The 23,790-nt window shown below is 65.2% G+C and carries 24 protein-coding genes and 3 pseudogenes; 9 read left to right on the forward strand and 18 right to left on the reverse strand.

Translation table 11 applies throughout. From position 1 onward, the window contains the following. Together ACUCV0_RS19380 and ACUCV0_RS19385 are read left to right on the forward strand one after the other, a co-directional pair. Positions 1-4,458, forward strand: coding sequence for a pilus assembly protein (locus tag ACUCV0_RS19380; protein ID WP_482213420.1), 4,458 nt, complete (start codon positions 1-3; stop codon positions 4,456-4,458). 23 nt (positions 4,459-4,481) lie between these two features. Then, positions 4,482-4,922, forward strand: coding sequence for a type IV pilin protein (locus ACUCV0_RS19385; protein WP_271653111.1), 441 nt, complete (start codon positions 4,482-4,484; stop codon positions 4,920-4,922). On the opposite strand, the gene ACUCV0_RS19390 is transcribed toward ACUCV0_RS19385, so the two are convergent. Both ACUCV0_RS19390 and ACUCV0_RS19395 read right to left on the reverse strand, forming a co-directional pair. Then, positions 4,919-5,758: a DUF6502 family protein gene (locus ACUCV0_RS19390; RefSeq protein WP_434775070.1), complete on the reverse strand. Its 840-nt coding sequence runs from the start codon at positions 5,756-5,758 to the stop codon at positions 4,919-4,921. The genes ACUCV0_RS19385 and ACUCV0_RS19390 overlap by 4 nt on opposite strands. Positions 5,759-5,883: 125 nt before the next feature. Continuing rightward, the gene (locus ACUCV0_RS19395) at positions 5,884-6,027 is read right to left on the reverse strand and encodes a hypothetical protein (protein WP_017642700.1); all 144 of its coding nucleotides are present in this window, start codon (positions 6,025-6,027) and stop codon (positions 5,884-5,886) included. 177 nt (positions 6,028-6,204) lie between these two features. Between ACUCV0_RS19395 and ACUCV0_RS19400 the strand changes: the two genes are divergently transcribed. Then, positions 6,205-7,305, forward strand: a complete 1,101-nt coding sequence (locus ACUCV0_RS19400) for a catalase family protein (protein ID WP_271653108.1) — start codon at positions 6,205-6,207, stop codon at positions 7,303-7,305. A gap of 10 nt (positions 7,306-7,315) precedes the next feature. Here ACUCV0_RS19400 and ACUCV0_RS19405 read toward each other — a convergent pair whose 3' ends face one another. Continuing rightward, entirely contained in the window at positions 7,316-7,948 is a 633-nt protein-coding gene (locus ACUCV0_RS19405) for a glutathione S-transferase family protein (RefSeq protein WP_059316276.1), read from the reverse strand. A 126-nt stretch (positions 7,949-8,074) separates the two neighbouring features. On the opposite strand from ACUCV0_RS19405, the gene dbpA reads away from it, so the two are divergent. Next, positions 8,075-9,448 (forward strand): ATP-dependent RNA helicase DbpA, encoded by a 1,374-nt coding sequence (dbpA, locus tag ACUCV0_RS19410; RefSeq protein ID WP_271653107.1) that lies wholly within the window; start codon positions 8,075-8,077, stop codon positions 9,446-9,448. A 431-nt stretch (positions 9,449-9,879) separates the two neighbouring features. Here the strand turns inward: dbpA and ACUCV0_RS19415 are convergent, their stop codons facing one another. The 5 genes from ACUCV0_RS19415 to ACUCV0_RS19435 form a co-directional block, all read right to left on the reverse strand. After that, entirely contained in the window at positions 9,880-10,752 is an 873-nt protein-coding gene (locus ACUCV0_RS19415) for an oxygenase MpaB family protein (RefSeq protein ID WP_059316275.1), read from the reverse strand. A gap of 3 nt (positions 10,753-10,755) precedes the next feature. Then, the gene (locus ACUCV0_RS19420; protein ID WP_271653105.1) at positions 10,756-11,343 is read right to left on the reverse strand and encodes an NUDIX domain-containing protein; all 588 of its coding nucleotides are present in this window, start codon (positions 11,341-11,343) and stop codon (positions 10,756-10,758) included. Positions 11,344-11,466: 123 nt separating this feature from the next. Further along, entirely contained in the window at positions 11,467-12,108 is a 642-nt protein-coding gene (locus tag ACUCV0_RS19425; protein WP_442964853.1) for a TIGR04211 family SH3 domain-containing protein, read from the reverse strand. 241 nt (positions 12,109-12,349) lie between these two features. Next, positions 12,350-12,562, reverse strand: a complete 213-nt coding sequence (locus tag ACUCV0_RS19430; RefSeq protein ID WP_059316272.1) for a hypothetical protein — start codon at positions 12,560-12,562, stop codon at positions 12,350-12,352. A gap of 22 nt (positions 12,563-12,584) precedes the next feature. Then, complete coding sequence (locus ACUCV0_RS19435) at positions 12,585-13,301, reverse strand: CDP-diacylglycerol diphosphatase (protein WP_482213421.1); 717 nt, start codon at positions 13,299-13,301, stop codon at positions 12,585-12,587. Positions 13,302-13,419: 118 nt separating this feature from the next. On the opposite strand from ACUCV0_RS19435, the gene ACUCV0_RS19440 reads away from it, so the two are divergent. Further along, positions 13,420-13,686 (forward strand): DksA/TraR family C4-type zinc finger protein, encoded by a 267-nt coding sequence (locus ACUCV0_RS19440; RefSeq protein ID WP_017642690.1) that lies wholly within the window; start codon positions 13,420-13,422, stop codon positions 13,684-13,686. A 149-nt stretch (positions 13,687-13,835) separates the two neighbouring features. Here the strand turns inward: ACUCV0_RS19440 and ACUCV0_RS19445 are convergent, their stop codons facing one another. The 5 genes and pseudogenes from ACUCV0_RS19445 to ACUCV0_RS19465 form a co-directional block, all read right to left on the reverse strand. Beyond that, a complete protein-coding gene (locus tag ACUCV0_RS19445) occupies positions 13,836-14,207 on the reverse strand; it encodes a VOC family protein (protein WP_059316269.1) in 372 nt (123 codons plus the stop codon). Positions 14,208-14,272: 65 nt separating this feature from the next. Beyond that, on the reverse strand, positions 14,273-14,971 hold the full coding sequence (locus ACUCV0_RS19450; protein WP_059316268.1) for a helix-turn-helix transcriptional regulator: 699 nt from the start codon (positions 14,969-14,971) through the stop codon (positions 14,273-14,275). Positions 14,972-15,036: 65 nt separating this feature from the next. Further along, a complete protein-coding gene (locus ACUCV0_RS19455; RefSeq protein ID WP_271653102.1) occupies positions 15,037-15,534 on the reverse strand; it encodes a hypothetical protein in 498 nt (165 codons plus the stop codon). 32 nt (positions 15,535-15,566) lie between these two features. Continuing rightward, on the reverse strand, positions 15,567-16,121 hold the full coding sequence (locus ACUCV0_RS19460; RefSeq protein WP_482213422.1) for a GNAT family N-acetyltransferase: 555 nt from the start codon (positions 16,119-16,121) through the stop codon (positions 15,567-15,569). Next, a pseudogene (locus ACUCV0_RS19465) lies at positions 16,121-16,824 on the reverse strand (glutathione S-transferase N-terminal domain-containing protein). Before ACUCV0_RS19465 ends, ACUCV0_RS19460 begins: the two are co-directional and overlap by 1 nt. Positions 16,825-16,967: 143 nt before the next feature. Between ACUCV0_RS19465 and ACUCV0_RS19470 the strand changes: the two are divergent. Continuing rightward, entirely contained in the window at positions 16,968-17,717 is a 750-nt protein-coding gene (locus ACUCV0_RS19470; RefSeq protein ID WP_482213423.1) for an alpha/beta fold hydrolase, read from the forward strand. 3 nt (positions 17,718-17,720) lie between these two features. After that, positions 17,721-18,767, forward strand: a complete 1,047-nt coding sequence (locus ACUCV0_RS19475) for a metal-dependent hydrolase (protein ID WP_482213424.1) — start codon at positions 17,721-17,723, stop codon at positions 18,765-18,767. A gap of 86 nt (positions 18,768-18,853) precedes the next feature. Here the strand turns inward: ACUCV0_RS19475 and ACUCV0_RS19480 are convergent. Further along, positions 18,854-18,961: pseudogene (locus tag ACUCV0_RS19480) on the reverse strand (hypothetical protein); the annotation flags it as partial. A 168-nt stretch (positions 18,962-19,129) separates the two neighbouring features. On the opposite strand from ACUCV0_RS19480, the gene ACUCV0_RS19485 reads away from it, so the two are divergent. Beyond that, entirely contained in the window at positions 19,130-20,575 is a 1,446-nt protein-coding gene (locus ACUCV0_RS19485; RefSeq protein WP_482213508.1) for an aminotransferase-like domain-containing protein, read from the forward strand. Positions 20,576-20,663: 88 nt separating this feature from the next. Beyond that, a complete protein-coding gene (locus ACUCV0_RS19490) occupies positions 20,664-21,173 on the forward strand; it encodes a nucleoside 2-deoxyribosyltransferase (RefSeq protein WP_482213425.1) in 510 nt (169 codons plus the stop codon). Between the two features lie 414 nt (positions 21,174-21,587). Here ACUCV0_RS19490 and ACUCV0_RS19495 read toward each other — a convergent pair whose 3' ends face one another. The 4 genes and pseudogenes from ACUCV0_RS19495 to ACUCV0_RS19510 form a co-directional block, all read right to left on the reverse strand. Then, positions 21,588-22,289 (reverse strand): glutathione S-transferase family protein, encoded by a 702-nt coding sequence (locus ACUCV0_RS19495; protein WP_059316260.1) that lies wholly within the window; start codon positions 22,287-22,289, stop codon positions 21,588-21,590. Positions 22,290-22,443: 154 nt separating this feature from the next. Further along, positions 22,444-22,551 (reverse strand): annotated as a pseudogene (locus tag ACUCV0_RS19500) (LysR family transcriptional regulator); the annotation flags it as partial. A gap of 647 nt (positions 22,552-23,198) precedes the next feature. After that, a complete protein-coding gene (locus tag ACUCV0_RS19505; protein WP_323148536.1) occupies positions 23,199-23,498 on the reverse strand; it encodes a DUF2845 domain-containing protein in 300 nt (99 codons plus the stop codon). Continuing rightward, a complete protein-coding gene (locus tag ACUCV0_RS19510; protein ID WP_482213426.1) occupies positions 23,495-23,779 on the reverse strand; it encodes a DUF2845 domain-containing protein in 285 nt (94 codons plus the stop codon). Before ACUCV0_RS19510 ends, ACUCV0_RS19505 begins: the two co-directional genes overlap by 4 nt. Positions 23,780-23,790 lie beyond the last annotated feature (11 nt).

Here is a 23,790-nt window from a genome sequence, read left to right on the forward strand (position 1 = left end):
ATGAATGCTCGTGGTCGCCGTTGCCTCCTGTTGTCTGCTCAGCTGTTCGCCTGGTCAATCGGTGTGCAGGCTGCTACCAACTTCCCTACCCAGACCCCGCTGTTCGTCAATAGCGCGGTACCACCACTCAACATGCTGGTAGTGGAACGCGACCATAAGCTCTATGCCCCTGCTTACAACGATGCGGCGGATCTGGATGGCGATGGTCTTTTGGATATCTACTACAAGCCCGCCTCCATCGACTACACCGGCTATTTCGATTCTGGAAAGTGCTATTCCTACGATACCCTCAATGGCTACTTTGTCCCCAGGAGTGCGGGGACGGCAATCACCGGTAGCCTCACTACCGGCACACCCAAGAAGTGTGGTACCAGCAATAGCAACGCGCCTTGGAGTGGGGATTTCCTCAATTACTTGACCACGTCGCGGATGGACGCGCTGCGCAAGGTACTCTATGGCGGATATCGCGACGTCGACACCGTCAGCAGCACTGTGCTGGAGCGCGCCTACGTGCCCGCTGATGCCCACTCCTGGGGCAAGGAATACAAGAGCAACTTGCGCGACGGTTACAACATTTCCGATTACGCGCCGATTGCTACGCCCAGCAACAGTTCCAGCAACTATGTGCTGTTCGCCAATACCACCTATGGCAACCAGCCGAGCCTGAGGATCATCCCGAGCACCTCCGATATCCGTATCTGGGGCTGGGTATCACGCGAGTCGACTCAGGGACAGAACACCGCAACCACCACCGCCTTCTCGGATGTGGGACTGTCAGCGACCGCCCCTGCAGGCACCCTTGTTAGTGCGTCCGGTCGCAACGTCTACAGCTTCAATGTGCGGGTCCAGGCGTGTGTCGGCGGGCTGTTGGAGAGCAACTGTAAGGCCTATCCCAACGGTCAGTACAAGCCGACTGGATTGCTGCATGACTATGGCGAAGGCAATCAGATGTACTTCGGTCTGTTGACCGGTACCTACAGCGACAACTTGCAGGGCGGCGCGCTCCGCAAGGCCATCAGTTCCTTTGGTAGCGAAGTCGATGGCAATACCGGAATCTTTGGGGTTGCCTCCACCTCAGGAGGGACCACGACCTATACCAAACAGGGCATCGTCGCCACCCTTGATGGCATCCAGTACTCTCAGGACAGTGCCTGCGCAGGCTGGGGTACCCCTGGCAATGACCTTGCCAATGGCAAATGTTACAACTACGGCAATCCGCTGGCGGAGATGTCCTACGAGGTTCTGCGCTATTTCAGCGGTGCTACTGCGCCTACCTCCGGCTATGCCTCCGGTTCGGTGGATAGCAGTTTGGGGCTGCCAGCGGTCACTACCTGGAGCAACCCCTACAATACTTATCCCTCCTGTTCGAAACCGTTCCAGACGCTGCTAAGCGACGTGAATCCAAGCTACGACTCGGACCTGCCGGACAGTGCCTTCAGCGCTACGTCCGTGCCCGCCACGCTTACGGGCTTTAGTGCGCGAACCTTGGGGCAGGCCATCTGGGACAGCGAAGTAGGCGGCAGTCGTAACATCAATATCGGCGAGGTGGCTGGTAGCAGTACCGACTACGCGCCTACTGCCAAGACAGTGACTGGGTTTGGCACGTTCCGTGGCCTGCCCGATGAACCTACTCGGCAGGGTACCTATAACGTGGCCAGTGTTGCCTACTACGGCAACAAGACCGCCTTGACCACCAGTGGACAACGGGTGAAGACCTTTGCTGTCGCGCTGTCCTCCACCCAGCCGCGCATTCAGCTGACCACCAGCCGCGGTACCTTGACTCTGGTGCCTTTTGGCAAGGTAACCAGCCAGGGTTCCAGCTATCAGGCAACCGAGCAGATCACCGGCTTCTATATCGACACCATGGCCAATCTCAGTGGCATGGCCGTAGATAGCACCAAGAACAATGGACGGCCGCTAATTAGCTTTCGCGTGGTCTACGATGACGCCTCCCAGGGCGGCGACTACGACATGGACGCCATCGTGTATTACACCTTGGCCGCCAACGCCGACGGTACGGTCACGGTCACCAGCGATACCCAATACTCGGTATCAGGTAACGATTCCCACATGGGCTATACCATGTCGGGCACCACGGCTGATGGTATCTACCTAGAGGTGACGGGCGGTGGTACCTCCTTTAACAGCGGCAACCAGCACAACCCGCTGGATACCCCGCCCGGCCGGTTGCCAGGCGCTTGCGCGAATAATCCCAATGCCTGTCCGGCGTTACCAGGGCGTAAGAGCAACAGTGTCGTGGTGAACGGCAGCCCCCTGACCACGCGTATTTTTACCCCGTCTTCCAGCTCCCTGGTTACCAATCTGCAAAATCCGCTGTGGTACGCAGCCAAATGGGGCGGCTACAACTACTCCAGCAGCAAGCCTTTGCCGGTCGCTGGTGACTGGGATTCCAACAAGTCTGGTACGCCGGACAACTACTTCCTGGTCACCAATGCCTCGACGCTCAAGACCCAGCTGTCGAACGCCTTCAACCAGATCCTGCAGAGCAACAACTCGGTAGCGGCTCCGGCAGTGCTGCCCTACCAGAGTACCAGCAGCGGTACAGCAACCCGCTACGACACCTACGCTACGGCCATGAACGCCAGTTACTGGAGCGGTGACCTGACCAAGAGCACCATTGAGATAACGCCCAGTACTACTGGTACTGCGACCAAGACCACCACCACGGTATGGAAGGCCAGTGCCCAGCTACCCGCCTGGAGCGCGCGCAACATCCAGATGGCCGCAGTTCCTGGAACGGGGAGTGGCCTGCAGGCTTTCACCTACGCTGCTCTGACAGGCCGTACTTATGGCGGGATCAATCTGCAGTCCAGCCTGGATGCGAACAAGGTCAATTTTCTCAAAGGTGATAACAGCCTGGCGACTTCTACCTATCGGCAGCGGTCGAGCCCACTGGGCGACATCATCAACTCTGCGCCAGCCTTGGCCAATGGAGCCCAGTATCTGACCAGTGCGGCAAACGCCCTTGAAAGCGGCAGTGACTACGGTGCCTTCAAGACCAGTCAGGCTACCGAAGCACCGGTGGTCTATGTGGGTGCCAACGACGGGATGCTGCATGGCTTCAATGCGATCTCAGGTCAGGAGACCTTCGCCTTCGTGCCCACGGCGGTGATACCCAATCTCTACCTGTTAGCCAAGCCGAACTACAACAATGCGACCGCTTCGCAGCACACCTACTATGTGGATGGCTCGCCAGTGATCGCTGATGTTTATTTTGGCGCCGCCTGGCACAAGGTATTGATCGGCACCCTCCGGGGCGGTGGTCGTTCGATCTTCGCTCTGGACATCACTGATCCGGATGCCATCAAGCTGCTCTGGGAGTTCAGCGGTGAGGCCAGTAGCGCTGGCGGCAACAGCCAGACCAATGCAGCGCTGGGCTACAGCTTTGGCACACCGCTGGTATCACGTCTGCACACCGGTCAATGGGCGGTGCTGGCTGGCAACGGGTACAACGGCAACGGTGGCACAGCGTCGCTGCTGATTCTCGACATCGCCACGGGCCGTCTGCTCAAGAAGCTGGATGCCGAGACCGCCACCCAGAGCAACGGGTTGTTCAATCTCAAGGTGCTGGACGTCAATTCCGACGGTATCGCCGACTACGTCTATGGCGGTGATCTGAAGGGCAACCTCTGGCGTTTCGATCTGCTAAACAACGGCAATCTCACCGCTACGGCGACTGTCGACAATTTCGCGGTTTCCTTCGGTGGCAAGCCGCTGTATGCAGCGCGGAGCAGCGACACCAGTGGCGTTATTCAGCCCATAACGGCAGCACCCTCGGTGATCAGGCATCCGTCCGGTACCGGCTTTATCGTGATGTTCGGTACCGGCAGCTACTTTGCCACCGAGGACAAGACCTCGACGGATCTGCAGAGCGTTTATGGTATCTGGGACAAGAATGTCTCGACTGCCTCGGTATCCAATACCGTCGCGACGTTGCCCGTGCTCAAACGCAGTAACCTGCAGCGGCAGAGCATCACTAGCGAGACCGCCGTAAGCGGTAAGAGCGCGCGGGTGCTGAGCAATACGGCGGTGGACTGGACGACGGCCAGTGGCTGGTATCTGGATCTGCAGAGCAATAACCAGTCGGTTGGCGAGCGAGTGGTGGATCCAATGACCGCCAGCGGCCAGACACTCGTGTTCAGCACCGTGACGCCCAATGCGGATGTATGCTCCTCTGGCATCAGCGGCTGGGCCTATGCGGTCGATCCGGCGTCCGGTGGCCGTACCAGCTTCAATGTCTTCGACCTCAACGGCGATGGCGTGGTCAACAGCTTGGACAGCCCCGATGGCATGGTCGTCTCAGGCTTCGGTACGATCGCGGGAGGGACTACCCTGTCAAACAATCAGATGGTCACTACAGACGGCATCTCTACTACCGTTAACAGAGGTGGCCAGATGTCCGGCCGGCAAACTTGGCGGGTAATACCGCAACAGTAATGAGTTCGGGAGACAATAGCAGCATGACCAGTACCCGAGGCTTCACCCTGATCGAGCTGATGATCACCGTTGCCATCGTCGGCATCCTGGCCGCCATCGCCTATCCGAGCTACCAGAACTACATCCTGCGCAGTCATCGTTCAGAGGGCATGGCCCTGCTCAGCGAGGCCGCGGCTCGGATGGAGCGTTATTATGCGCAGAACAGCACCTATTCTACGGCCACACTCAAAGGCTTGGGCTTAACCAGTGACGCCGACGCCAAGACCCTGGACTCGTCGAACAAGTACTACGCCCTGAGTCTTGGCACGCCAACCGCCACCGCCTACAACCTGAGCGTGGTGCCGAAGAATGCGCAGGACAAGGACACCTGCGGGACCTTGACGCTGGATTCGACTGGCCTGCGCGGTGCAGCGGGTACGACCGCAGATAAAGACGCCGCGACCGTTACCAACTGCTGGCGCTAATCTTCCCGCCCCTGCACCAGGCCGGCATCCCGGTCCTGTTCCACCCGATAGCCGCCGAAACCCAGGGTGACCCGCTGGGTGGCGTCGGCTTTGCCGGCGTCCTGGGCTTCGTGTTCGACCACCAGACGGTTGAGGCGGTTGAGCAGGTGCATGGATTCGTCGTAGGCGGTGCGGTAGAGGCTCAGGGTCGAATCCTGGGTCAGGTTGTGGCCGTAGACCACATGGAAGGTGAAGTCCGGCGCGGCGCGGTCCTGCAGGTAGAGGCGCTCGAAACCCGCCAGCAGGTCGCCGGTGAAATGCGCCAGCAGCCGGCCCGCGCCTTCCTGGCTCTCGGTGCCGCGCAGCAACGAGCGTGGCGTGAGCACCACCCGGTCTTCGTCGTCGAGGCGGGCATAGCCCTTGCGCAGCCATTCATCCAGCACGGTCCGGGCGCGGACGTCGCTGCCGACGCTGGCGACCAGGGCGTCGAAACTCTGCTCGCCACCGCGGCGCTGGGTGCGGGGCAGGGGGCGCAGATTGCCCTCGGCGTCGAGCAGGTCCAGGCGTGAGGTCCAGGCGCTGAGCACCTGCCATTCCAGGCTGGGCGTGCAGGGCGTGCGTTCCGGGCCGGCTTCGCGCAGGGCGCGAACCTCGCGACGGGGCAGGCCGGTCAGCACCGAGATACGGCTGTCGGAATTGGGCTTGTCGCGCAGGGGTTCGAAATCCTGGGCGACCTCGAAGTAGGTCTGGCGCAGCAAGCGATCGAAGGCCTGGTAGGTGACTCCGGAGGCGATGGCGATACGCACCAGCCGACCGATCAGGCTACGCAGGAGCAAAGGGACCTTGGTGGAAAGCATGGGGGAGGGCTCGACGCGACAGACGCCCCGTCATCTTCGCGGGGGCACGGGTGTCAGTCAAACCAGCCTGTCACAAAGTGTCGCGGACGCAGCCTGAGCTGTCGTCCGCAAGGTAGGGCCATCCCTCAGCCTGGGGTGCCCGATTCGGTTTCGCCAGCCACGTCCGGATCGTCCGGAAATTCCTCCGGCTCCATGTCGGCATAGGGCAGCTCTTCGGGGGGCGGGGTGTTGCTGGGGTTGTCGTAGGTCTTCTGGTCAGCGTCGCTCATGGTGGACTCCTGGGGTGGGTGACCATATCGAACCCCCCTTGGTCAGCGGCGTTCCCATGCGCCTGTCGGCAGCGACCTTGTATCGGAGGTGACCGTGGCCGGTTGAACGTCGTTAGCGCGATAGCGGTCCATTGGCTGACCGTCGCGTCCGATTGACGGCACCCGAGGAGTCCCGAGATGACCACGCCTGCCGCTGTCCACCCGCTGCCGTTCCAGCCCGCCTTCGAACAGGCGCCGGATGATGAAGCCGAGACCGTTCGCGAGATGGTCGCGGCCATGAGGGACATTACCGAGACCACCTATGCCAATGGCGGCCATGCCATCCGTAGCGTGCACGCCAAGAGTCATGGTCTGCTCACGGGCCAGGTGACGGTGCTGGATGGTCTGCCACCGGCCTATGCCCAGGGCGCCTTCGCCGTGCCGGGCAGCTATGCCGCGGTGCTGAGATTCTCGACCAATCCCGGCGACATCCTGGCCGACAGCGTCTCCACCCCGCGGGGCCTGGCGCTCAAGCTGATCGACGTGCCGGGCGAGCGCCTGCCTGGCAGCGAAGGGCAGGTGACCCAGGATTTCGTCATGCAGAACGCGCCGGCCTTTACCGCGCCGGATCCCAAGACCTTTCTCAAGACGCTCAAGCTGCTGGCCAAGACCACTGACCGTGGCGAAGGCCTGAAGAAGGCAGCCTCGGCGGTGCTGCGCGGTGCCGAGAAGGTGGTGGAGGCCTTTGGTGGCGAAAGTCCCACGCTCAAGAGTCTCGGCGGGCACCCGGAAACCCACATCCTTGGCGAGACCTTCTACACCATGGTGCCCTTCCTCTACGGCCCCTATTTCGCCAAGCTCAGCGTGGTCCCGGTAGCGCCCGAGCTGACTGCCCTGACCGATGCCCCGGTGGAGGTCAACGGCAAGCCCGACGGCCTGCGCGAAGCAGTCAACGCGCATTTCGCCCATCAGGGTGGCGTCTGGGAGATCCGCGTGCAGCTGGGTGTCGACATCGAGCAGACGCCCATCGAGGACGCCTCGGTGGTCTGGCCGGAAGACCTGACCCCCTATGTGACCGTTGCGCGCCTGGAGGTCCGGCCGCAACCGGCCTGGAACGAGGCACGCTCCCGCGAGGTGGACGATGGCATGGTGTTCAGCCCCTGGCATGGCCTGGCCGCGCATCGCCCGCTGGGTGGGATCATGAGATCGCGGCAGCCGGCCTACGAGATGTCTTCGCAGTTCCGCAGCGAGCGCAACGGTTGCCCGTTGCATCATCCGCGTGGACCGGTGGAACTGTAGACGCGGGCACCTAGTTGAGCGTGGCGAGCTCGGCGTCATCGAGTTCGCGCGCGCGCACTGCGGCCGGACGGCTTACCAGTCCGGCGACATAGCGTTCGAAGTGCGGCCGCTTCTCGATGGTGCCAAAGGCCATGCCCCAGGCGAGATGAGCGCCGACGTAGACATCGGCCGCGGTGAAGCGGTCGTCCACCAGGTATTCACCGGGTGCTAGGGCCGCTTCGAGGGTATCCAGCACCTCGGCGAGACTGCCATAGCCGACCGCGCCGCGTTTTTGCGGATCTTCGGGCAAGGTGACGCCCAGCGCCTGGTTGGTGGTCGCCGCTTCCAGCGGACCGGCCGCGAAGAACAGCCAGCGGTAGTAGCTGCCACGTGCCGGATCGCTCAACGGTGGCGCGAGACCTGCGGCGGGAAAGGCGTCGGCGAGATAGGCGCAGATGGCCGCCGTCTCGGTCACCAGGGCCGCGCCGTGCCGCAGCGCGGGAACCTTGCCCATGGGATTGATGGCGCGATAGGCCGGCGATTTCATCGCCGGGCCGTAGTCGATCCGCTGCACCTCATAGGGCTGCCCGAGCTCCTCCAGCAGCCAGCGCACGACGCGTCCGCGGGACATGGGATGGGTGTAGAGCACAGGCCGGTCGAACATGGTGGAGCTTCCTTGAGTTGTCGTACCGCTAAGCATAGGTAGGCGCTGGTCCAGCGTCCATGCAGAGGAGAGTGGGCACCCTTCTGCTAGACTGGTAAACCTTTACCAGCCGTTTCCAGGACTCCCGTGCCCGCATCCTTCGAATCCCTGCCGCTGGCCGAGGCCATGCAGGCCAACCTGGCCGAACTCGGCTACCTGAGCATGACGCCTATCCAGGCGGCCAGCCTGCCGATCATCCTCAAGGGCCAGGACCTCATCGCCCAGGCCAAGACCGGTTCGGGCAAGACGGCCGCCTTCGGCATCGGCCTGCTGACAGGGCTCAATCCGCGCTATTTCGGTTGCCAGGCCCTGGTGCTGTGCCCGACGCGCGAGCTGGCGGACCAGGTCGCCCGCGAGTTGCGCCGCCTGGCGCGGACCACGCCCAATCTCAAGATCCTGACCCTCTGCGGCGGCATGCCGCTGGGGCCGCAGATCGCTTCCCTGGAGCACGGCGCCCAGGTGATCGTCGGCACCCCGGGCCGGGTGCAGGAGCACTTGCGCAAGGGCACCCTGGTGCTGGACGGGCTCAATGTCGCGGTGCTCGACGAGGCTGACCGCATGCTCGACATGGGCTTCATCGAGGCCATCGCCGATATCCTCCGGCAGACCCCGGCGCGACGGCAGACGCTGCTGTTTTCCGCCACCTACCCGGAGGGTATCGAACGCCTCGCCGAGGATTATCTGCGCGCGCCGCTGCGCATCAGCGTCGAGAGCCAGCACAGCGAGACCCAGATCCGCCAGCGCTTCTATGAGATCGCCGCCCAGGACCGCCTGGCCGCCGTGGTGCGCCTCCTGCGGCACCATCGCCCGGCCAGCGCCGTGGCCTTCTGCCAGACCCGCCAGCAGTGCCAGGAGGTGGTCGAGGCGCTGCATGCCCAGCGCATCTCCGCCGCTGCCCTGCATGGTGATCTGGAACAGCGCGAACGGGACCAGGTGCTGGCGATGTTCGCCAATCGCAGCCTCTGTGTGCTGGTGGCCACCGACGTGGCCGCGCGCGGCATCGACGTGGCCGGCCTGGAAGCCGTGATCAACGTGGAGCTGTCCCGTGATCCGGCGGTGCATGTGCACCGCATCGGCCGCAGTGGTCGTGCCGGGGAACAGGGCCTGGCGCTGTCGCTGGTGGCCCCGGCCGAGGCCAGCCGCGCCCAGGCCATCGAGGTACAGCAGGGTTCGCCGTTGGACTGGCAGCCGCTCGGCGCCCTGCGTGATACCCCGGAACCGCTGGTGCCGACCATGCACACCCTGGCCCTGGCGGCGGGCAAGAAGGACAAGCTGCGCCCGGGCGACATCCTCGGCGCCCTGACCGGCGACGCTGGCCTGCCCGGTGCCAAGATCGGCAAGATCACCCTGTTCGACAACCAGGCCTTCGTCGCCGTGGAGCGCGACATCGCCCGCCAGGCACTGCAGCGCCTGAGCGAGGGCAAGATCAAGGGGCGGTCGATCAAGGTGCGGATGTTGTAGGCAGGAAAGGCCGTAGGTTGGGTTGAGCGCAGCGAAGCCCAACGGTGACTTAGCGTACCTTGGGCTGTTGGGCTTCGACGATAAAGCCGTCTCAACCCAACCTACGGCGCTAACCGGTGGTGTAGGCTGGGTTGAGCACAGCGAAGCCCAACGGTGACTTGGCGTACCTCAGGCTGTTGGGCTTCGACGATGGAGCCGTCTCAGCCCAACCTACGGTGCTAACCGGTGGCGTAGGTTGGGTTGAGCGAAGTGAAGCCCAACGGTGCCTCGGCGTACCTCGGGCTGTTGGGCTTCGACGATAGTGCCGTCTCAGCCCAACCTACGGCTGGTCACATCCTTCGATGGGCTTAATCGCGGCCATGGTGGTCCGCCGATGCGGCCGCTCCTACAAACCCTGAAACCTGTAGGAGCGGCCCATGGCCGCGATCAGCTCACGTCTCAATCCCCATCCGCCGTCTGGCCCGATGCGAGGAGCCGTTGCGCACCGCCCAGCGCAGCACCGGGGCGGTCGCGCCGATGCCCGTGCGAATCAGCCGCCGTTGCAGCGGGCCCTGCTGGAAACCCAGCTCCTCGCTGGCCCAGTCGGGCAAGAGGTCGATGCCGGCCTGCATCATCAGGGCACCGAAGGGCTTGGCCAGGGCGCTGGGCGCGGGTGCCTGCAGCAGCACCCGGCAGACCTCTCGGCTGCGGTCATCGCAGACCAGCTGCGGACGAATCGCCTGGTAGTAGGCGGCGATCTCCGCCCGCGAACGAGGGACCTCGGTCGCACCCAGGCGCTCGGCCACCAGGGCGATCTCGGCGTAGTAGCGATCCTGTTCCGTCCCTGAAAGGTGCGGATCGTAGTAGCGCAGGTAGGCCGCCAGGAAATGACTGACCTCGGCCACGTGCACCCAGGTCAGCAGCGCCGGGTCTTCGGCGCTGTAGGGACGGCCATCGGCGGCTTGGCCTCGAATGTGGCGGTGGATGGCCTGGACCCGGGCGATCAGCCGCTCGGCGTCGCCGCGGCTGCCAAAGGTGGTGGCGGCAATGAACTGGCCGGTACGCCGCAGGCGGCCGAGCATGTCTTCGCGAAATTTCGAGTGATCCCAGACGCCCGCCAGGGCCAGCGGATGCAGGGTCTGCATGAGCAGGGCGGCGATGCCGCCGATCAGCATGCAGGTGAAGTCGCTGTGCACCCGCCAGGGGACGCTGGCCGGCCCGAACAACCCGGGATCGCCCACCGGCTGTTCGTAGTCGACCTCACCCAGGGATAGGCCGGTGAGGCTCATCACCTGCCGCTCGATGCGGCTGCGGATCAGCTCCATGGGCTAGCGCGGCAGCAGGTAGAGGGCGGCGTACTGCAGCAGCATGATGGTCTTGCCATCCAGCAGCCGACCGTCGCGCGCCATGGCCAGGGCTTCGTCGAAGGGTAACTCCAGCAGCTCGATGTCCTCGCCTTCCTCGTGCAGGCCACCGCCCTCGGCGATGCGCTGGTCGGCCTGGTATTCACCGGCGAAGAAATGCAGCAGCTCGGTCACCGAGCCGGGGCTCATGAAGGCGTCGAACAGGTGCTGGACGTTGTCCAGGCGGTAACCGGTCTCTTCCTCGACCTCGGCCTTGATGCGCGCTTCGGGCGCGGCCGCGTCGAGCAGGCCGGCGGGGGTCTCCACCAGCAGGCCGTCGTCCAGGCCGTTGCCCAGGGTGGGCAGGCGGAACTGACGGATCAGCAGGACAGTGCGTCTTGCACGGTCGTAGAGCAGGATGGTGGCGCCATTGCCACGGTCGTAGGTCTCCCGGGTCTGGCGTTGCCAGCTGCCGTCGCGGCGCAGGTAGTCGAAGGTGGTCTTCTTGAGCAGGCCCCAGTCATCGGAAAGGGTCTCGACCTGCTGGATGCGAAAGCGGGGGGTGTCGGGCATGGGGGCTCGTCTGGGCGGAAGGCGTCGGGCCACGTTAGCAGAAGTGCTGCCTCTTTGACGCCCGGGCCGTGACCCCGGGTTCCGCCCAGCCGCCAGGACGGAACCGCTATCGACCGCTATCCACTAGAACCAGCGGTCGTTCTTCTTCCTGCCGCGGGTCATGGAGGGCAGGATCAAGCCGGCCAGCAGGCCCGCGCCGGCAATGCTGCCGCCATAGACCATGTATTGCATCAGCGCCTGCTTGTTCTCGTTGCCAAGTTTGGCCTGGGTGCTGCGCAGTTCCGACTGGGCCTGGGTGAGCTGGGCGTCGAGGTCCTTGCGGCGGCTCTCCAGTTCGTCGATCTGCTGCTTGCGCGAATCCAGGGTCTCCTGCATGCCCTGGACGCGATTCTTCCAGCTGTCATCGATGGTCTTGAGCTGGCCGCTCAGTTCGGCTACCTGCTGCTCCAGCTGCGGCAGGCGCTCGGCCTGGCCGGGCTTGTCCTGCAGGTCGCTGTTGGGAATCCAGACGGTGCTGCCGCCTTCGCCGCGCACCTGGCTGTAGTCGCCCTGGGTGCTGATCAGCTCGACCTTCTGCCCGGACTTGAGGGTGCCGACGATGCGATAGCCATCGGTGGGGCCGCTGCGGACGTAGGTAGTCAGGCTGTCACTGACCCAACGGGCATTGCCTTCCTGAGCGACAGCGGTACCGACGAAGGAGGCGAGGGAGGCGGCCAGGCAGAAGCCGAGATGGGGAAGGCGGGACAGCAGGCGAGATGGGGACATGGGCATGATCGGGTCTGTATGCGTGAGCTGAAAAGATGAAGGCCGTGATGACCAGGCCGGATTATTGTGGGGCAGTACCCTAGCAAGCTGCCGCGATCTATCCGCCAACCCGTAGCGCCCTCTGTTCGAGACGGTGAAACAGTTCAAGCTTTGGCGGTGGAAAGCGACGATTAGTGTCATCTTGCCGCCATACCTTCGGTGACGGAAGGCGCGCGGCCAGCCCAATAGCTTTCAAGAGTGTTCAAAGCCGGCGGAGCAGATCCAGGCTGACGGCTGCCAGTGCGCCCAGGCCTGCGCAACCAAAGGCCAATGCCTTGCCCCACCAGCGCTTCCAGGTGATCGCGCCTGCGACCATGCCCAGGCCGCAGAGCAGCAGCGCGGATTTGAGATAGAAGTCAGACCAGGCGAGCAACTGGTCGATGAAGTCGAAGAGTTCTTGAAATTCGTGCGGCATGGGGCCTCCTGGCGCGCTGGCGCTATTGAGTCGCCAACGGCAGGGACGTTCCCCGGCAGTCCGCGGCCAGCAGTCGTTCCGCCGAGCCCTGGTCGTCAGGCTGACTGCCCGCACGTCCGGCCAGCAGCAGGAACTGACGGCTGGCATCCTGGCTTGGCAGCGCCACCACGGCCAGCGACAGGCGTGGATCCGGCAGCGGATAGGGCGGCTGCCTGGCCAGGGCCGGGAAGAAGTCCGCCGCCAGCAGCTGCGTCTCGCTCAGACGGCGCGCCTGATAGCGACTCCCGGCCAGGTCCACGGGCAGGGCGCGCCAGTGTTCATCGATGTCTGGCGCGAGTTGCCACAGCTGCTGGCGCAGCGCGGGACGCAGGCAGGCGAGGTGCACGTGCAACTGATCCTGGCTGCGACCGCTGGGAGCATTGAGGGCGAGGGCGATCTGGGCGTCCGTCACCGGCGCCTTGCCCCAGGCGCTCAGATACCAGCGCTGGCGCCAGGCCCAGCCGAACCAGTCGGGTTGGCCGGGCTGCCACAGGGCCGGGCTCTCCAGCCCGCGCAGGGGGCGCAGGGGTACCAGGATGAAATGCTGGCGCTCGCCGGGTGCACGCAGCACGGCGAAGCCGGGATCCCTGACCACCTGGCGGCAGGGGGCGGGCAGGCCGGTCAGCCGGGCATTGGGCTCGCACAGACCAACCGTGACCTGGCGCAGCAGCAGGCGGCTGGAGCAACCTGACAGCGTCATGGCCAACACCAGCAGCGACAGCCACCGCCAGCACGACGGGCGGACGCTGGACGGCAGCGAACATCTGCGCGAGCTTCGCTTCCAATGGGTATCAAGGCAACGCAGTGGGAGATCAGCCATGGCCAACGGGTGGGCCGGAGACGGCGCGGTTCAGGAACAGATCGACAGCACGGTGGACGATGCGGTGCAACGCGCTCGCAGCCGTCTGCACCGAGGCGCGAGCCTCACCCATTGCGAGGAGTGCGGCGACGCCATCCCCGAGGCGCGCCGCCAGGCGGTCCCGGGTGTACACCTGTGCATCCGCTGCCAATCCGAGCAGGACGCGGAAGACCAGCGCGCCGGCGGCTACAACCGCCGTGCGAGCAAGGACAGTCAGCTGCGCTAGTGCTGGATTGGCTAGTGTCATGGTGCGGCGACCTGGACAGGGCTGGACGTCTCGCAGGATCGAGGCTGCTAAGGGTTTGTACCATACGGGTCTTGCGTCAGCAGCTGGCATGAGGTGTGCCGGCTGCTGAGCGAGGCCGCTAGCAGGAGTCAGTCGGGATGCACCGCATAGCCCCGCAGCCGGTTACCGTCAGGATCGAGTACGACGAAGCTGCGGCCGAACGGCAGGTTGGTTGGCGGTAAGAGTTCCTCGGCGCCCCGCGTGCGCCAGCGGTCATACAGCTCATCCACCGCCGGCATGCTGGCCACCTTGAAGCCCAGTTCACCCGTCGCACTGCCCGCGCCAACCGCGGGAACCACGGCGTCCCTTGCCCACAAGCCCAGGGCGAGACCGGACGGGAGCACGAAGAGGGCGAAGCCAGGGCCGTCCTCGACTGGGGTGAGATCGAGCAATTCGACGTAGAAATTCCGGCTGGTACGGACGTCGGTAACGTAGAACATCAGACTGGTGCTGTAGTGCATGGCGCATCTCCTCTGTGGTGATGCCGCCCAGTCTAGGACCCCCTGCTGCCAGTTTCTGGCAGCAGTCAGGCAGGGACGGAACCCTGGCGTTCCATCTGCCTTCGCCAGTCCCTGAGCAGGCTCTGACGGCGCTGTGGATAGCGTTCTTCGCAGGGCTGTACCGAGACGATGCGATCGGCACGAAAGCTGCGGAAGTCCTTACGCAACTCACACCAGCCGAGCAGCACCCGTGCGGCGTCGAAGTAGGCCAGTGCGAAGGGCCAGATGGTGCGCTGGGATTCGCTGTCAGCGGCATCGCGATAGACCAGGATGAGCTTGGTTTCCTGGCGTATGGCGTGACGCAGGATCGCCGGATCGACCTGGTTGCGAGGTGTTTCCCGACTCGGTCCGATGAGCAGGGTGGTCATGGCCAACTCATTTTGCAGCTCACTCGGCAGGACCGCGGAGATCCGCGCCAGGGCATTGCCGGCCGCCGCTGCCAGGCTGCCATCGGTGCGTTCTGCTACCCAGCGCGAGCCGAGGACCAGGGCCTCCAGTTCTTCGGGCGTGAACATCAGCGGTGGCAGCAGAAAACCCGGCTTGAGGATATAGCCGACACCCGGTTCGCCCTCGATGGCCGCACCCAGCGATTGCAGGCTGGCGATGTCGCGGTACAGGGTGCGCAGACTGACCCCCGTTTCCGCGGCCAAGGCACGGCCACTCACGGCGCGGCGGTGCCGGCGCAAGGCTTGGAGCAGATCGAACAAGCGTTCTGAGCGGGACATCCGCGCAGTTTAATCCTGCGGATGGCGATGCTCTAGCAGCAGTCGGGTGGGTTATGGCGTTGTGACTACGTTGGCTGGCTAGGGGCGTGAGGTGATGGGCTCAAGAGCTCGTTGGCCGTCTCCCTGAGGCGCGCGATCTCGATTTCTTGTGCCTGTCGTTCCTCGGGCGTGAGGGCTCGCTCGCCATATTCGCGGCTCAGAAAGAGGATGGCATCGTTGCCGTCTGGGGCGTCGCTGTAGCGGGGATGGGCCGCAATTTCGCCCAACAGTGCGCGCGTGATCGGCGCAATGTGAAAATGAAAGGAGAATCCCGCGGAAAAACCCAGCTTGTAGAACACCACTCTGTGCGGCGCATAGCAGTGCTTTAGAAGTCTCTCGGCGAAGCTCAGTTGCCCGCCAAGGTCAGCCAGGCTGGCTGCGTCGAGTTCGTTAAGGTCGCTAGCGCATCTTTGACTACTCAGGATCAAGCAACCGGGATACCGAGCATCCTGCCGATAACCGAGGCGCCAATGGGCGTTCTCGACTATCGCGGTCGTGTCCTTCCCATCCAGCCCTGCGGTCATCGATGCTGCTCTGCCTGGAAGTAGCAGTCAGTCTACTCGGCTGCCATGCGCGCGGTAGTCCAGCGTGCTCGGCTCAGCCGAAACAACCGATGCGGCCGCCGCGGATGGCCTGGGGGCAGGCGCGGATGTTCGAAGTGACCGGCGTCAGTCATCGCCAGGCGACGCATCACGGCCAGCGAGGGCTGATTGGAGGCGGCAGTGAAGGCGACCACCTCTTCGAGTGCGAGAGTGTCGAAGGCACAGGCCAGGGCCAGTTGGGCACCGGCGGTGGCATAGCCCTGGCCCCAATAGGGACGTGCCAGGCGCCAGCCGATTTCGACGGCGGGAGTGAAGGGCAGATCGGCCGGTGCCGGGCTGATGCCCAGCAAACCGAGCAGTGCGCCATCGGTGTAGCGCTCCAGCGCCCAGAAGCCCCAGCCACGCTCGGCGATGCCCTGGCGGCAGCGTTCGAGCAGCGCATCGCTGGCGGCCCGATCCAGGCAGGCGGGAAAGTGGCGCATCACTTCGGGATCGGCATTCAGCTTGGCGAACGCCGGGCCATCCTCCGCTCGCCACTGGCGCAACTGCATTTCAGCGTCGGGGAGCATCAGGGCGCAGCCGGGATCTGCAGGCCGCGTTGCACTGCCGGGCGGGCAAGGAAGGTGTCGAGCGCGCGGCGGACGTCGGGAAAGTCTTGGAAGCCGACCAGGTCAGCCACCTGGTAGACCTCCAGCAGAGTGCGGATCCAGGGGAAGGTGGCGATGTCGACGAGGCTGTAGTCCTCGCCCAGGATCCAGGTGCGGCCCCTGAGTTGGCCGTCCAGGACGCCGAGCAGTCGCCGGGCTTCTGCTACATAGCGCTCGCGAGGCCGCGGGTCTTCGATGTCCTTGCCAGCGAAGGTGGTGAAGAAGCCGAGCTGACCGAACATGGGACCGATGCCCCCATCTGGAACATCAGCCACTGGATGGCCTGGTAGCGCCGGGCCGGCTCCTGGGGTAGCAGGCGTCCGGTCTTTTCCGCGAGATAGAGCAGGATAGCGCCGGATTCGAACAGCCCCAGGGGTTCGCCGCCGGGACCGTTGGGGTCGAGGAGGGCGGGGATCTTGTTGTTGGGGCTCAGCGAGAGAAATTCCGCGGTGTGCTGGTCGTCCTGGCCGAAGTCGATGCGATGCACCTCGTAGGGTAGGCCGAGTTCCTCCAGCAGGATGGCGACCTTGACGCCATTGGGCGTGGGCAGCGAATAGAGCTGCAGGCGCTCGGGATGCCGGGCGGGCCAGCGCTGGGTGATGGGAAAGCGCGACAGATCGGTCATGGTGGACTCCTGGAAGAGGGGGCCCTGGATGAGACCGACCCGCGCGGCCTGGGTTGCGAGGCCTTGGCGAGGCGGAACTTAGCGTGCTGCCCGTCTCTCCATCTGAGAAGTGCCTGCCTTCAGCCCCGCACCGAGGACTTCCGATGCTTCCCCACAGTCAGCAGGGCAGTGGTTCGCCCACCTTCGTGCTCATGCACTTTCTCGGCGGTTCCCACCGCACCTGGTTTCCCACCGCCCCCTACCTGGATGGCGAACACCGCTGCGTGGCGCTCGATACCCCGGGCTTTGGCGATGCCGCCGAGGTCGACGGTTACAGCGTGGCCGAGATGGCCGATCAGGTGGATGCCAGCATCCGCGCCCTGGGCCTTGATCGTTGCATCCTGGTCGGCCACTCGATGACTGGCAAGGTTGCCGTGGTACTGGCGGCGCGGCGGCCGGAGTATCTGGTCGGCCTGATCCTGGTGGCGCCTTCGCCGCCCGGGCCGCAGCCCATGAGCGACGCGGATCGCGATGCTCAGCGCGCCTATGGCAAGAGCCGGACGGAAGCCGAGGCTTTCGTCGACGAATCCAGCGCCCATCGCCTGCCCGATGCCATCCGTGAAGTGGTGATCGCCGACGCCCAGCGACTGAATCTTGAGGCCTGGCGTGCCTGGGTCGATCACGGCAGCCGTGAAGACTGGAGCGACCGGATCGAGACCCTGGATTATCCGGTGCTGCTGGTTTGTGGCGCCGATGACCAGCAGGTGCCGGGACCGGAGGAACAACGCCGGACCACCCTGGCGGCCTTTCCCAATAGCCGGCTGGAGGTGATCCCCGGTGCCGGTCACCTGATGCCGCTGCAGACGCCCCAGGCCCTGGCGCGGCTGATGCTCGATTTCGCCCGGGACCTCTGACCGGTGGATTCGCTGACCCAGGCCGTGCTCGGCGCCACCGTCCAGACCGCGCTGCTGGGGCGCTGGCAGGGCCGCCGCGCCATTCTCTATGGCGCGGCTCTGGGCACCCTGCCGGATCTCGATGTGGTCATCGACTACGGTAACGCCGTGAACGAGATGACCTACCACCGTGGCTTCAGCCATTCGCTGTTCGTGCTGACCGGGGTGGCCCTGCTGCTGACCTGGCTGTGCGGGCGTTGGCGCGATCCGGGTTACAGCCAGCGCCGGTTGTTCCTGACCCTCTGGCTGGTGCTCATCACCCATCCCCTGCTGGATGCCTTCACCACCTACGGCACCCAGCTGTTCTGGCCTTTGCCGAGCACCCCGGTGGCCTGGTCCAGCGTCTTCATCATCGATCCGCTCTATACCTTGCCACTGTTGCTGGCGGTGCTCGCCGGGCTGGTGGCTGGCCCGCGTGGACGCTCGCCACGGCTGGCCGTGGCGGCGTTGGCGCTGTCCACGGGTTATCTGGGCTGGACGCTGGTGGCCAAGTATTCCGCCGAACACCAGGTGCGCGAGGTGCTGGCAACCCAGGGGCAGGCGGACGCGCGCCTGTTCAGCGCGCCCCTGCCGTTCACCAGTCTGCTCTGGCGAGTCATGGTGGACGATGGTCCGGAGCGCTACCGGGAAACCTGGGTCGGCCTGTTCGACGACCGCCCGCCGCAACTGGTCCCGCTGCCGCGTGGCGGCGAGCTCGCACCCATCCTCGCCGATTCCCCGGCCGAACAGCGACTGCGCTGGTTCACCGACGACTGGCTGAGGTACGACCGCCTCGGCAACGACCTGGTGGTGACCGATTTGCGTCTGGGTGCCACCGGTTACCACAGCTTTCGCTTCGTGCTGGCTCAGCGCGACACGAGCGGCTGGCGGCTGGTGGCCGAGCCTTCGTTGTGGCCGCGCGAGCGAGGTGGTCGCGAGCAGCTGACGGTAGTCTGGCGCAGACTCTGGCATCCGGAGCTACCGGCGCCGGTGGCGGAGTGGGCCGCACGGTTGTCGCGGCTGCCGGACTGACGCCAGGCGTCCAGTAGCACCCGCCACCAAGGACGGCGGGCTTCGTGCAATGCCGTCAGGCGATCCAGGCCGATGTCGGCCAGTTCTTCGTCCGACAGCTCCAGCAGGGTGCGGCGGGTGCTCAGCTGGCGCTGGAACAGCAGCCAGCAGCCGCTGGTGTGGGTCCGATCATGAAGGCGGGCGTCTCTGGGCATGGCGTCTCTCCTGTGCTGTCCCCATGCTCCGCCGTTGGCCCGTCCAGGGGCAGGTCCAGGCCGGTCGGTTGTCCGCCATACAGCCGCCTTGCAGCAGGCAGCTGTATGGTAGGTAGCGTGGCCATCTGTATGGCGCGCGATCCGGTCCGGCACCGCTATAGTCCGGACATGAATCGCTATCAGCTGTTGGCCGACGCGCTCGGCCGCCGTATCGAACAGGGCCTCTATCGACCGGGCGAACGCCTGCCGTCGGTACGGGCCCTGGCGCAGGAGCACGGGGTGAGCCTGGCTACGGTGCAACAGGCCTATCGGCTGCTGGAGGATCGCGGCCTGGTCGAGCCACGGCCCAAGTCCGGCTATTTCGTCCGCCTGGAAAGACGCGTCATCGAGTTGCCCCGGGTGACCCGTCCGGCGCGCTGGCCGGTGGAGGTGTCCGGCTGGGAGCCGGTGCGCGAGCTGATGACCAGCACCCCGGATTCGGTACGGGTGCAACTCGGCCGCGGCCTGCCGGATACCGAGGCGCCGACCCTGGCCCCCTTGCTCGCCGGCATGGCACGCCTGGCGCGGCGACCAGGCAATGCCGGACTGTCCTACGACAGCATCCAGGGTGTGGCGGCGCTGCGGGAGCAGGTCGCACGACTGCAACTGGATGCCGGCTGCGTGCTGACCGCCGACGAGATCGTCATCACCAGCGGTGCCCACGAGGCGCTGGCCACGGCGCTGCGGGCCACCTGCCAGGAGGGCGACATCGTCGCGGTGGATTCGCCGACCTTCCACGGGGTGATGCAGACGCTCAAGGGCCAGGGCCTCAAGGCGCTGGAGATCCCCACCGATCCGCGTACCGGCATCAGCCTGCCGGCGCTGGAACTGGCCCTGGAGCAGTGGCCGGTGCGCGCCATCCAGCTCACCCCCAGCTGCAACAATCCCCTGGGCTACTGCATGCCCGAGGCCAACAAGCGCCAGCTGGTGGCCCTGGCGCGCAAGCACGACCTAGCGGTGATCGAGGACGACGTCTACGGCGATCTGCTCTATGGCTATCCGCGGGCGCGGGCGCTCAAGGCCTTTGACGAAGACGACCGGGTGATCCTCTGCAGTTCCTTTTCCAAGACCCTGGCCCCCGGGCTCAGGGTCGGTTGGGTGGCACCCGGGCGCTATGCCGAGCGCATCCTGCACCTCAAGTACATAGGCACCGGCTGCACCGCCCCCCAACCGCAGCTGGCCATCGCCGAATTTATCGCCGCCGGGCACTACACCGTGCACGTCCGGCGCATGCGCGCCCAGTACCAGCGCAATCGCGACCTGATGAGTGCCTGGGTGCAGCGCTACTTTCCCGCAGGTACCCGGGTCAGCCAACCCCAAGGCAGCTTCCTGCTGTGGGTGGAGCTGCCCGAGGCCTGCGACAGCCACAGACTGAATCGCGAGTTGCTCGCCCAGAGCGTGCAGATCGCCTGTGGCAGCATCTTTTCCGCCTCGGGCAAGTACCGCAATTGCCTGCGCCTGAACTATGCCCAGGCCCAGCGCCCGGGCGTGGAGGAGGGGGTGCGGCGCGTCGGTGAAGCGGCGTGCCGGCTGCTCGATGAGGCGCTACCGCGGTCCGTGGCGGCGCTGGTCTAGCCGACCCTGGCGTACAGCGCGAAGTCCTCGCCACCGAGACGAGGTTTCGCCCGCCCTCTACACTGGCCGTTTTGAGCGAGGACTCCCTATGCCACCCCGTCTCTATCTTGCCGGTCCCGAGGTGTTTCGGCCTGATGCCGTCGCCCACGGCGAGGCCCTCAAGGCGCTGTGCGCCCGTCACGGCTGCACGGGCCTGTTTCCGCTGGACAACGCCATTCCCCCGGAGCTGACCGAGCCGCGCGAGCAGGCCGCCTGGATCTATCGGGCGAATCTGGCGCTGATCGAGCAGGCTGATGGGGTGCTGGCCAGTCTGGATTTCTTTCGCGGCGCCGAGCCCGACAGCGGCACCTGCTTCGAGGTGGGCTATGCGGTGGCGCTGGGCAAGTCGGTGGTGGGCTATGTCCCAGAGACAGGTAGCCTGGCCGAGCGGATTCGCGTGCGGCATCCCGAGTGGGTGGGGACCGGGCTGCTGGATAAAGAGGGTTGGACGCTGGAGGAATTCGGCTTGCCGCTCAACCTGATGTTGGCGGTACCGGCCAGCATCGTCGTCGGTGGGCCGGAGGTGGCCCTGGCGGTATTGCGCGAGCGGCTCGGCTAGCGAGTCAGGTGGGTACGACCCTCACCCCGGCCCTCTCCCGGGGGAGAGGGGGTGGTTGGAGCGGAGCGGTGGTCCGGAGATGTCTCTGGCGGTGTTGCACGAGCGGCTCGGCTAGAAAGTTAGATGGGTATGACCCTCACCCCGGCCCTCTCCCAGGGGGAGAGAGGGTGCTTGGAGCGGAGCGGTGGTCCGGAGATGTCTCTGGCGGTGTTGCGCGAACGGCTCGGCTAGCGAGCCAGGTGAGTACGACCCTCACCCCGGCTCTCTCCCGGGGGGAGAGGGGGTGGTTGGAGCGGAGCGGTGGTCCGGAGATGTCTCTGGCGGTGTTGCGCGAGCGGCTCGGCTAGCGAGTCAGGTGGGTACGACCCTCACCCCGGCCCTCTCCCGGGGGGAGAGGGGGTGGTTGGAGCGAGGTCAGCCGCGTGCCAGGGACGCCAGCTCGTCCAGCCCGCTGTGGCCGTCGGCATAGGCCGCGCGGAAGCTGTCGCGCTGCTGCCAACGGGCCCAGAAGGCCGCCAAGTGCTCGAAGCGCTCGTCCAGCGGGGTCTGGTTGGTGGGGAACTTGGAGAAGGCGATGGCGGTGCACAGGGTGATGTCGGCGAAGGTCGGCGCTGCGCCACCCAGCAGCCACTCGCGACCATCGGCCAGGTGCCGATCCACCAGGGCCGCGTGCATCAGGGCCTCCTTGCGGCAATGCTCGCCCCACTGCGGATTGTGGGTCAGCTCCAGCTTGTGGCCGAGGCCTTCGTGCTGCACATGGAACATGGTCACGATGCGATAGAGCACATGGACGAAGATGCGGTCGTTCCACATGGCGTCCTGGCCCTGCTCCAGCGGCGTTTCGCCCATTACCTTGCGCCCGGGATAGCTGTTGTCCAGATAGCGGGCGATGGCCGCGCTCTCGGCCAGATAACCGCCTTCGGCGAGCTCCAGGGTGGGCGTCTCGCCCCAAGGGTTGCGCTTGAGGTGCTGCCACTGGCGCTGCTCGCCCTCGGGCGCCATCTTCAGGATGACCTCCTCGAACTGATCGGCAATGCCCTTTTCATGGATGAACAGCCGCAGGCGTTGCGGATTGGGAAAGGCGGACGGCGAGGTGAAGAGGCGTAGCGTGGCCATGGCGGACTCCGGAAAGGGAAGAGACGAAGCATACGACTGCGGGCAGTCTGGCCGCGTTCGTACAAGGCGACCAAGGATGCCTGGCGAGGGCAGGGGCGAACAGCCAAGCCGCTGTATGCCCTCCATGCAGAGAGTCGATTGGTCAGGCCGGCGTTCAGCTCACGAGGCTGGCGACGATCCGTTCGCGCAGCCAGGCATGGGCTGGATCGCGGTGCAGGCGTTCGGGCCAGAGCAGCAGCCTGTCGAAGCCCAGGATGGCCAGCCAAGCGCCGTAGGTTGGCGCTGAGCGTCGCGAAGCCCAACAGGGTGCTTGGACCTTGGGTAGTGTTGGGCTTCGCTGGCACTCAACCCAACCTACGGAAACCGTGCCAGGTGCCGTAGGTTGACGCTGAGCGTGGCGAAGCCCAACAGCGTGGGTGGACCTTGGGGGGGTGTTTGGCTTCGCTGGCGCTCAACCCAACCTACGGGAACCGTGCCAGGCGCCGTAGGTTGGCGCTGAGCGTAGCGAAGCCCAACAGTGTGGGTGGACCTCGGGGGGTGTTGGGCTTCGCTGGCACTCAACCCAACCTACGGAAACCGTGCCAGGTGCCGTAGGTTGACGCTGAGCGTCGCGAAGCCCAGTAGCGTGGGTGGACCTGGGGGGGGGTGTTGGGCTTCGCTGGCGCTCAACCCAACCTACGGGAACCGTGCCAGGCGCCGTAGGTTGGCGCTGAGCGTAGCGAAGCCCAACGGTGTGGGTAGGCCTTGGATGGTGTTGGGCTTCGCTGCGCTCAACTCAACCTACGAATGCCGCAGCGAGCGCGAACCTATCGATCCAGTGGAAAAGGCTGCGCCGTTTTTCACGCTACAGCGCCGTAGGGTGGACGACGGCGTAGCCTCGTCCACGCGAGCGCCGCAACGCGCGTCGCCTCAGTTGGCTCTCTTGCTGTCCACCTGGTCCAGGCGGCCGCCGCGGAAGGTGAGGAAATAGAGCATGCCGTTCCAGGGGCCGTAGGCCCATTCCTCGACGAACTCCACCTGGCGATAGCCATAGCCGTCGGTGACCTGGCGCTCGCCCAGGGGCGTGACGCTCAGCGGCTCGCCACATTTGCCGCGTACTTCGTGGGTGGTGGAGCCGGTGGAGACCAGGGCGCTGCCGCAGCGCAGGGAGGCGGCCTGGCTGGTACCCGTGGCGAGCAGAAGCAGCAGAAGCAGAACGCGAGGGATCATTGGCGCTGGAACTCGATGCGAGTGAGGCGGTTGGCTTCGAAGGTGAGGATGTAAGTGGCGCCGTTCTTGGGGCCGTAGACCCATTCCTCGATCACCGCCTCGCGGCGTTCGTTGCGGCCCAGCTCGTAGCCCACCAGGTCGCGGTGGACCGGTTCGCCGCATTTCTGCAGCACTTCGAAGGCGCGATCACCCCGGCTGACCAGGGCGTTGCCGCATCTCATGGAATCAGCGGCGGCGCCGGTGGCGACCAGCAGGGTGAAGGCGGCGAGCAGGCAACGCATGTCCAGGTCTC

The sequence above is a fragment of the Pseudomonas sp. VMV1 genome (genome assembly GCF_056790235.1).

Excerpts from the sequence above, each read along its gene's own strand:
- ACUCV0_RS19380 (WP_482213420.1), top strand. The coding sequence starts at position 1 with ATGAATGCTCGTGGTCGCCGTTGCCTCCTGTTGTCTGCTCAGCTGTTC.
- ACUCV0_RS19385 (WP_271653111.1), top strand. The coding sequence starts at position 4,482 with ATGACCAGTACCCGAGGCTTCACCCTGATCGAGCTGATGATCACCGTT.
- ACUCV0_RS19390 (WP_434775070.1), bottom strand. The coding sequence starts at position 5,758 with ATGCTTTCCACCAAGGTCCCTTTGCTCCTGCGTAGCCTGATCGGTCGG.
- ACUCV0_RS19395 (WP_017642700.1), bottom strand. The coding sequence starts at position 6,027 with ATGAGCGACGCTGACCAGAAGACCTACGACAACCCCAGCAACACCCCG.
- ACUCV0_RS19400 (WP_271653108.1), top strand. The coding sequence starts at position 6,205 with ATGACCACGCCTGCCGCTGTCCACCCGCTGCCGTTCCAGCCCGCCTTC.
- ACUCV0_RS19405 (WP_059316276.1), bottom strand. The coding sequence starts at position 7,948 with ATGTTCGACCGGCCTGTGCTCTACACCCATCCCATGTCCCGCGGACGC.
- ACUCV0_RS19415 (WP_059316275.1), bottom strand. The coding sequence starts at position 10,752 with ATGGAGCTGATCCGCAGCCGCATCGAGCGGCAGGTGATGAGCCTCACC.
- ACUCV0_RS19420 (WP_271653105.1), bottom strand. The coding sequence starts at position 11,343 with ATGCCCGACACCCCCCGCTTTCGCATCCAGCAGGTCGAGACCCTTTCC.
- ACUCV0_RS19425 (WP_442964853.1), bottom strand. The coding sequence starts at position 12,108 with ATGTCCCCATCTCGCCTGCTGTCCCGCCTTCCCCATCTCGGCTTCTGC.
- ACUCV0_RS19430 (WP_059316272.1), bottom strand. The coding sequence starts at position 12,562 with ATGCCGCACGAATTTCAAGAACTCTTCGACTTCATCGACCAGTTGCTC.
- ACUCV0_RS19435 (WP_482213421.1), bottom strand. The coding sequence starts at position 13,301 with ATGACGCTGTCAGGTTGCTCCAGCCGCCTGCTGCTGCGCCAGGTCACG.
- ACUCV0_RS19440 (WP_017642690.1), top strand. The coding sequence starts at position 13,420 with ATGGCCAACGGGTGGGCCGGAGACGGCGCGGTTCAGGAACAGATCGAC.
- ACUCV0_RS19445 (WP_059316269.1), bottom strand. The coding sequence starts at position 14,207 with ATGCACTACAGCACCAGTCTGATGTTCTACGTTACCGACGTCCGTACC.
- ACUCV0_RS19450 (WP_059316268.1), bottom strand. The coding sequence starts at position 14,971 with ATGTCCCGCTCAGAACGCTTGTTCGATCTGCTCCAAGCCTTGCGCCGG.
- ACUCV0_RS19455 (WP_271653102.1), bottom strand. The coding sequence starts at position 15,534 with ATGACCGCAGGGCTGGATGGGAAGGACACGACCGCGATAGTCGAGAAC.
- ACUCV0_RS19460 (WP_482213422.1), bottom strand. The coding sequence starts at position 16,121 with ATGCTCCCCGACGCTGAAATGCAGTTGCGCCAGTGGCGAGCGGAGGAT.
- ACUCV0_RS19470 (WP_482213423.1), top strand. The coding sequence starts at position 16,968 with ATGCTTCCCCACAGTCAGCAGGGCAGTGGTTCGCCCACCTTCGTGCTC.
- ACUCV0_RS19485 (WP_482213508.1), top strand. The coding sequence starts at position 19,130 with ATGAATCGCTATCAGCTGTTGGCCGACGCGCTCGGCCGCCGTATCGAA.
- ACUCV0_RS19490 (WP_482213425.1), top strand. The coding sequence starts at position 20,664 with ATGCCACCCCGTCTCTATCTTGCCGGTCCCGAGGTGTTTCGGCCTGAT.
- ACUCV0_RS19495 (WP_059316260.1), bottom strand. The coding sequence starts at position 22,289 with ATGGCCACGCTACGCCTCTTCACCTCGCCGTCCGCCTTTCCCAATCCG.
- ACUCV0_RS19505 (WP_323148536.1), bottom strand. The coding sequence starts at position 23,498 with ATGATCCCTCGCGTTCTGCTTCTGCTGCTTCTGCTCGCCACGGGTACC.
- ACUCV0_RS19510 (WP_482213426.1), bottom strand. The coding sequence starts at position 23,779 with ATGCGTTGCCTGCTCGCCGCCTTCACCCTGCTGGTCGCCACCGGCGCC.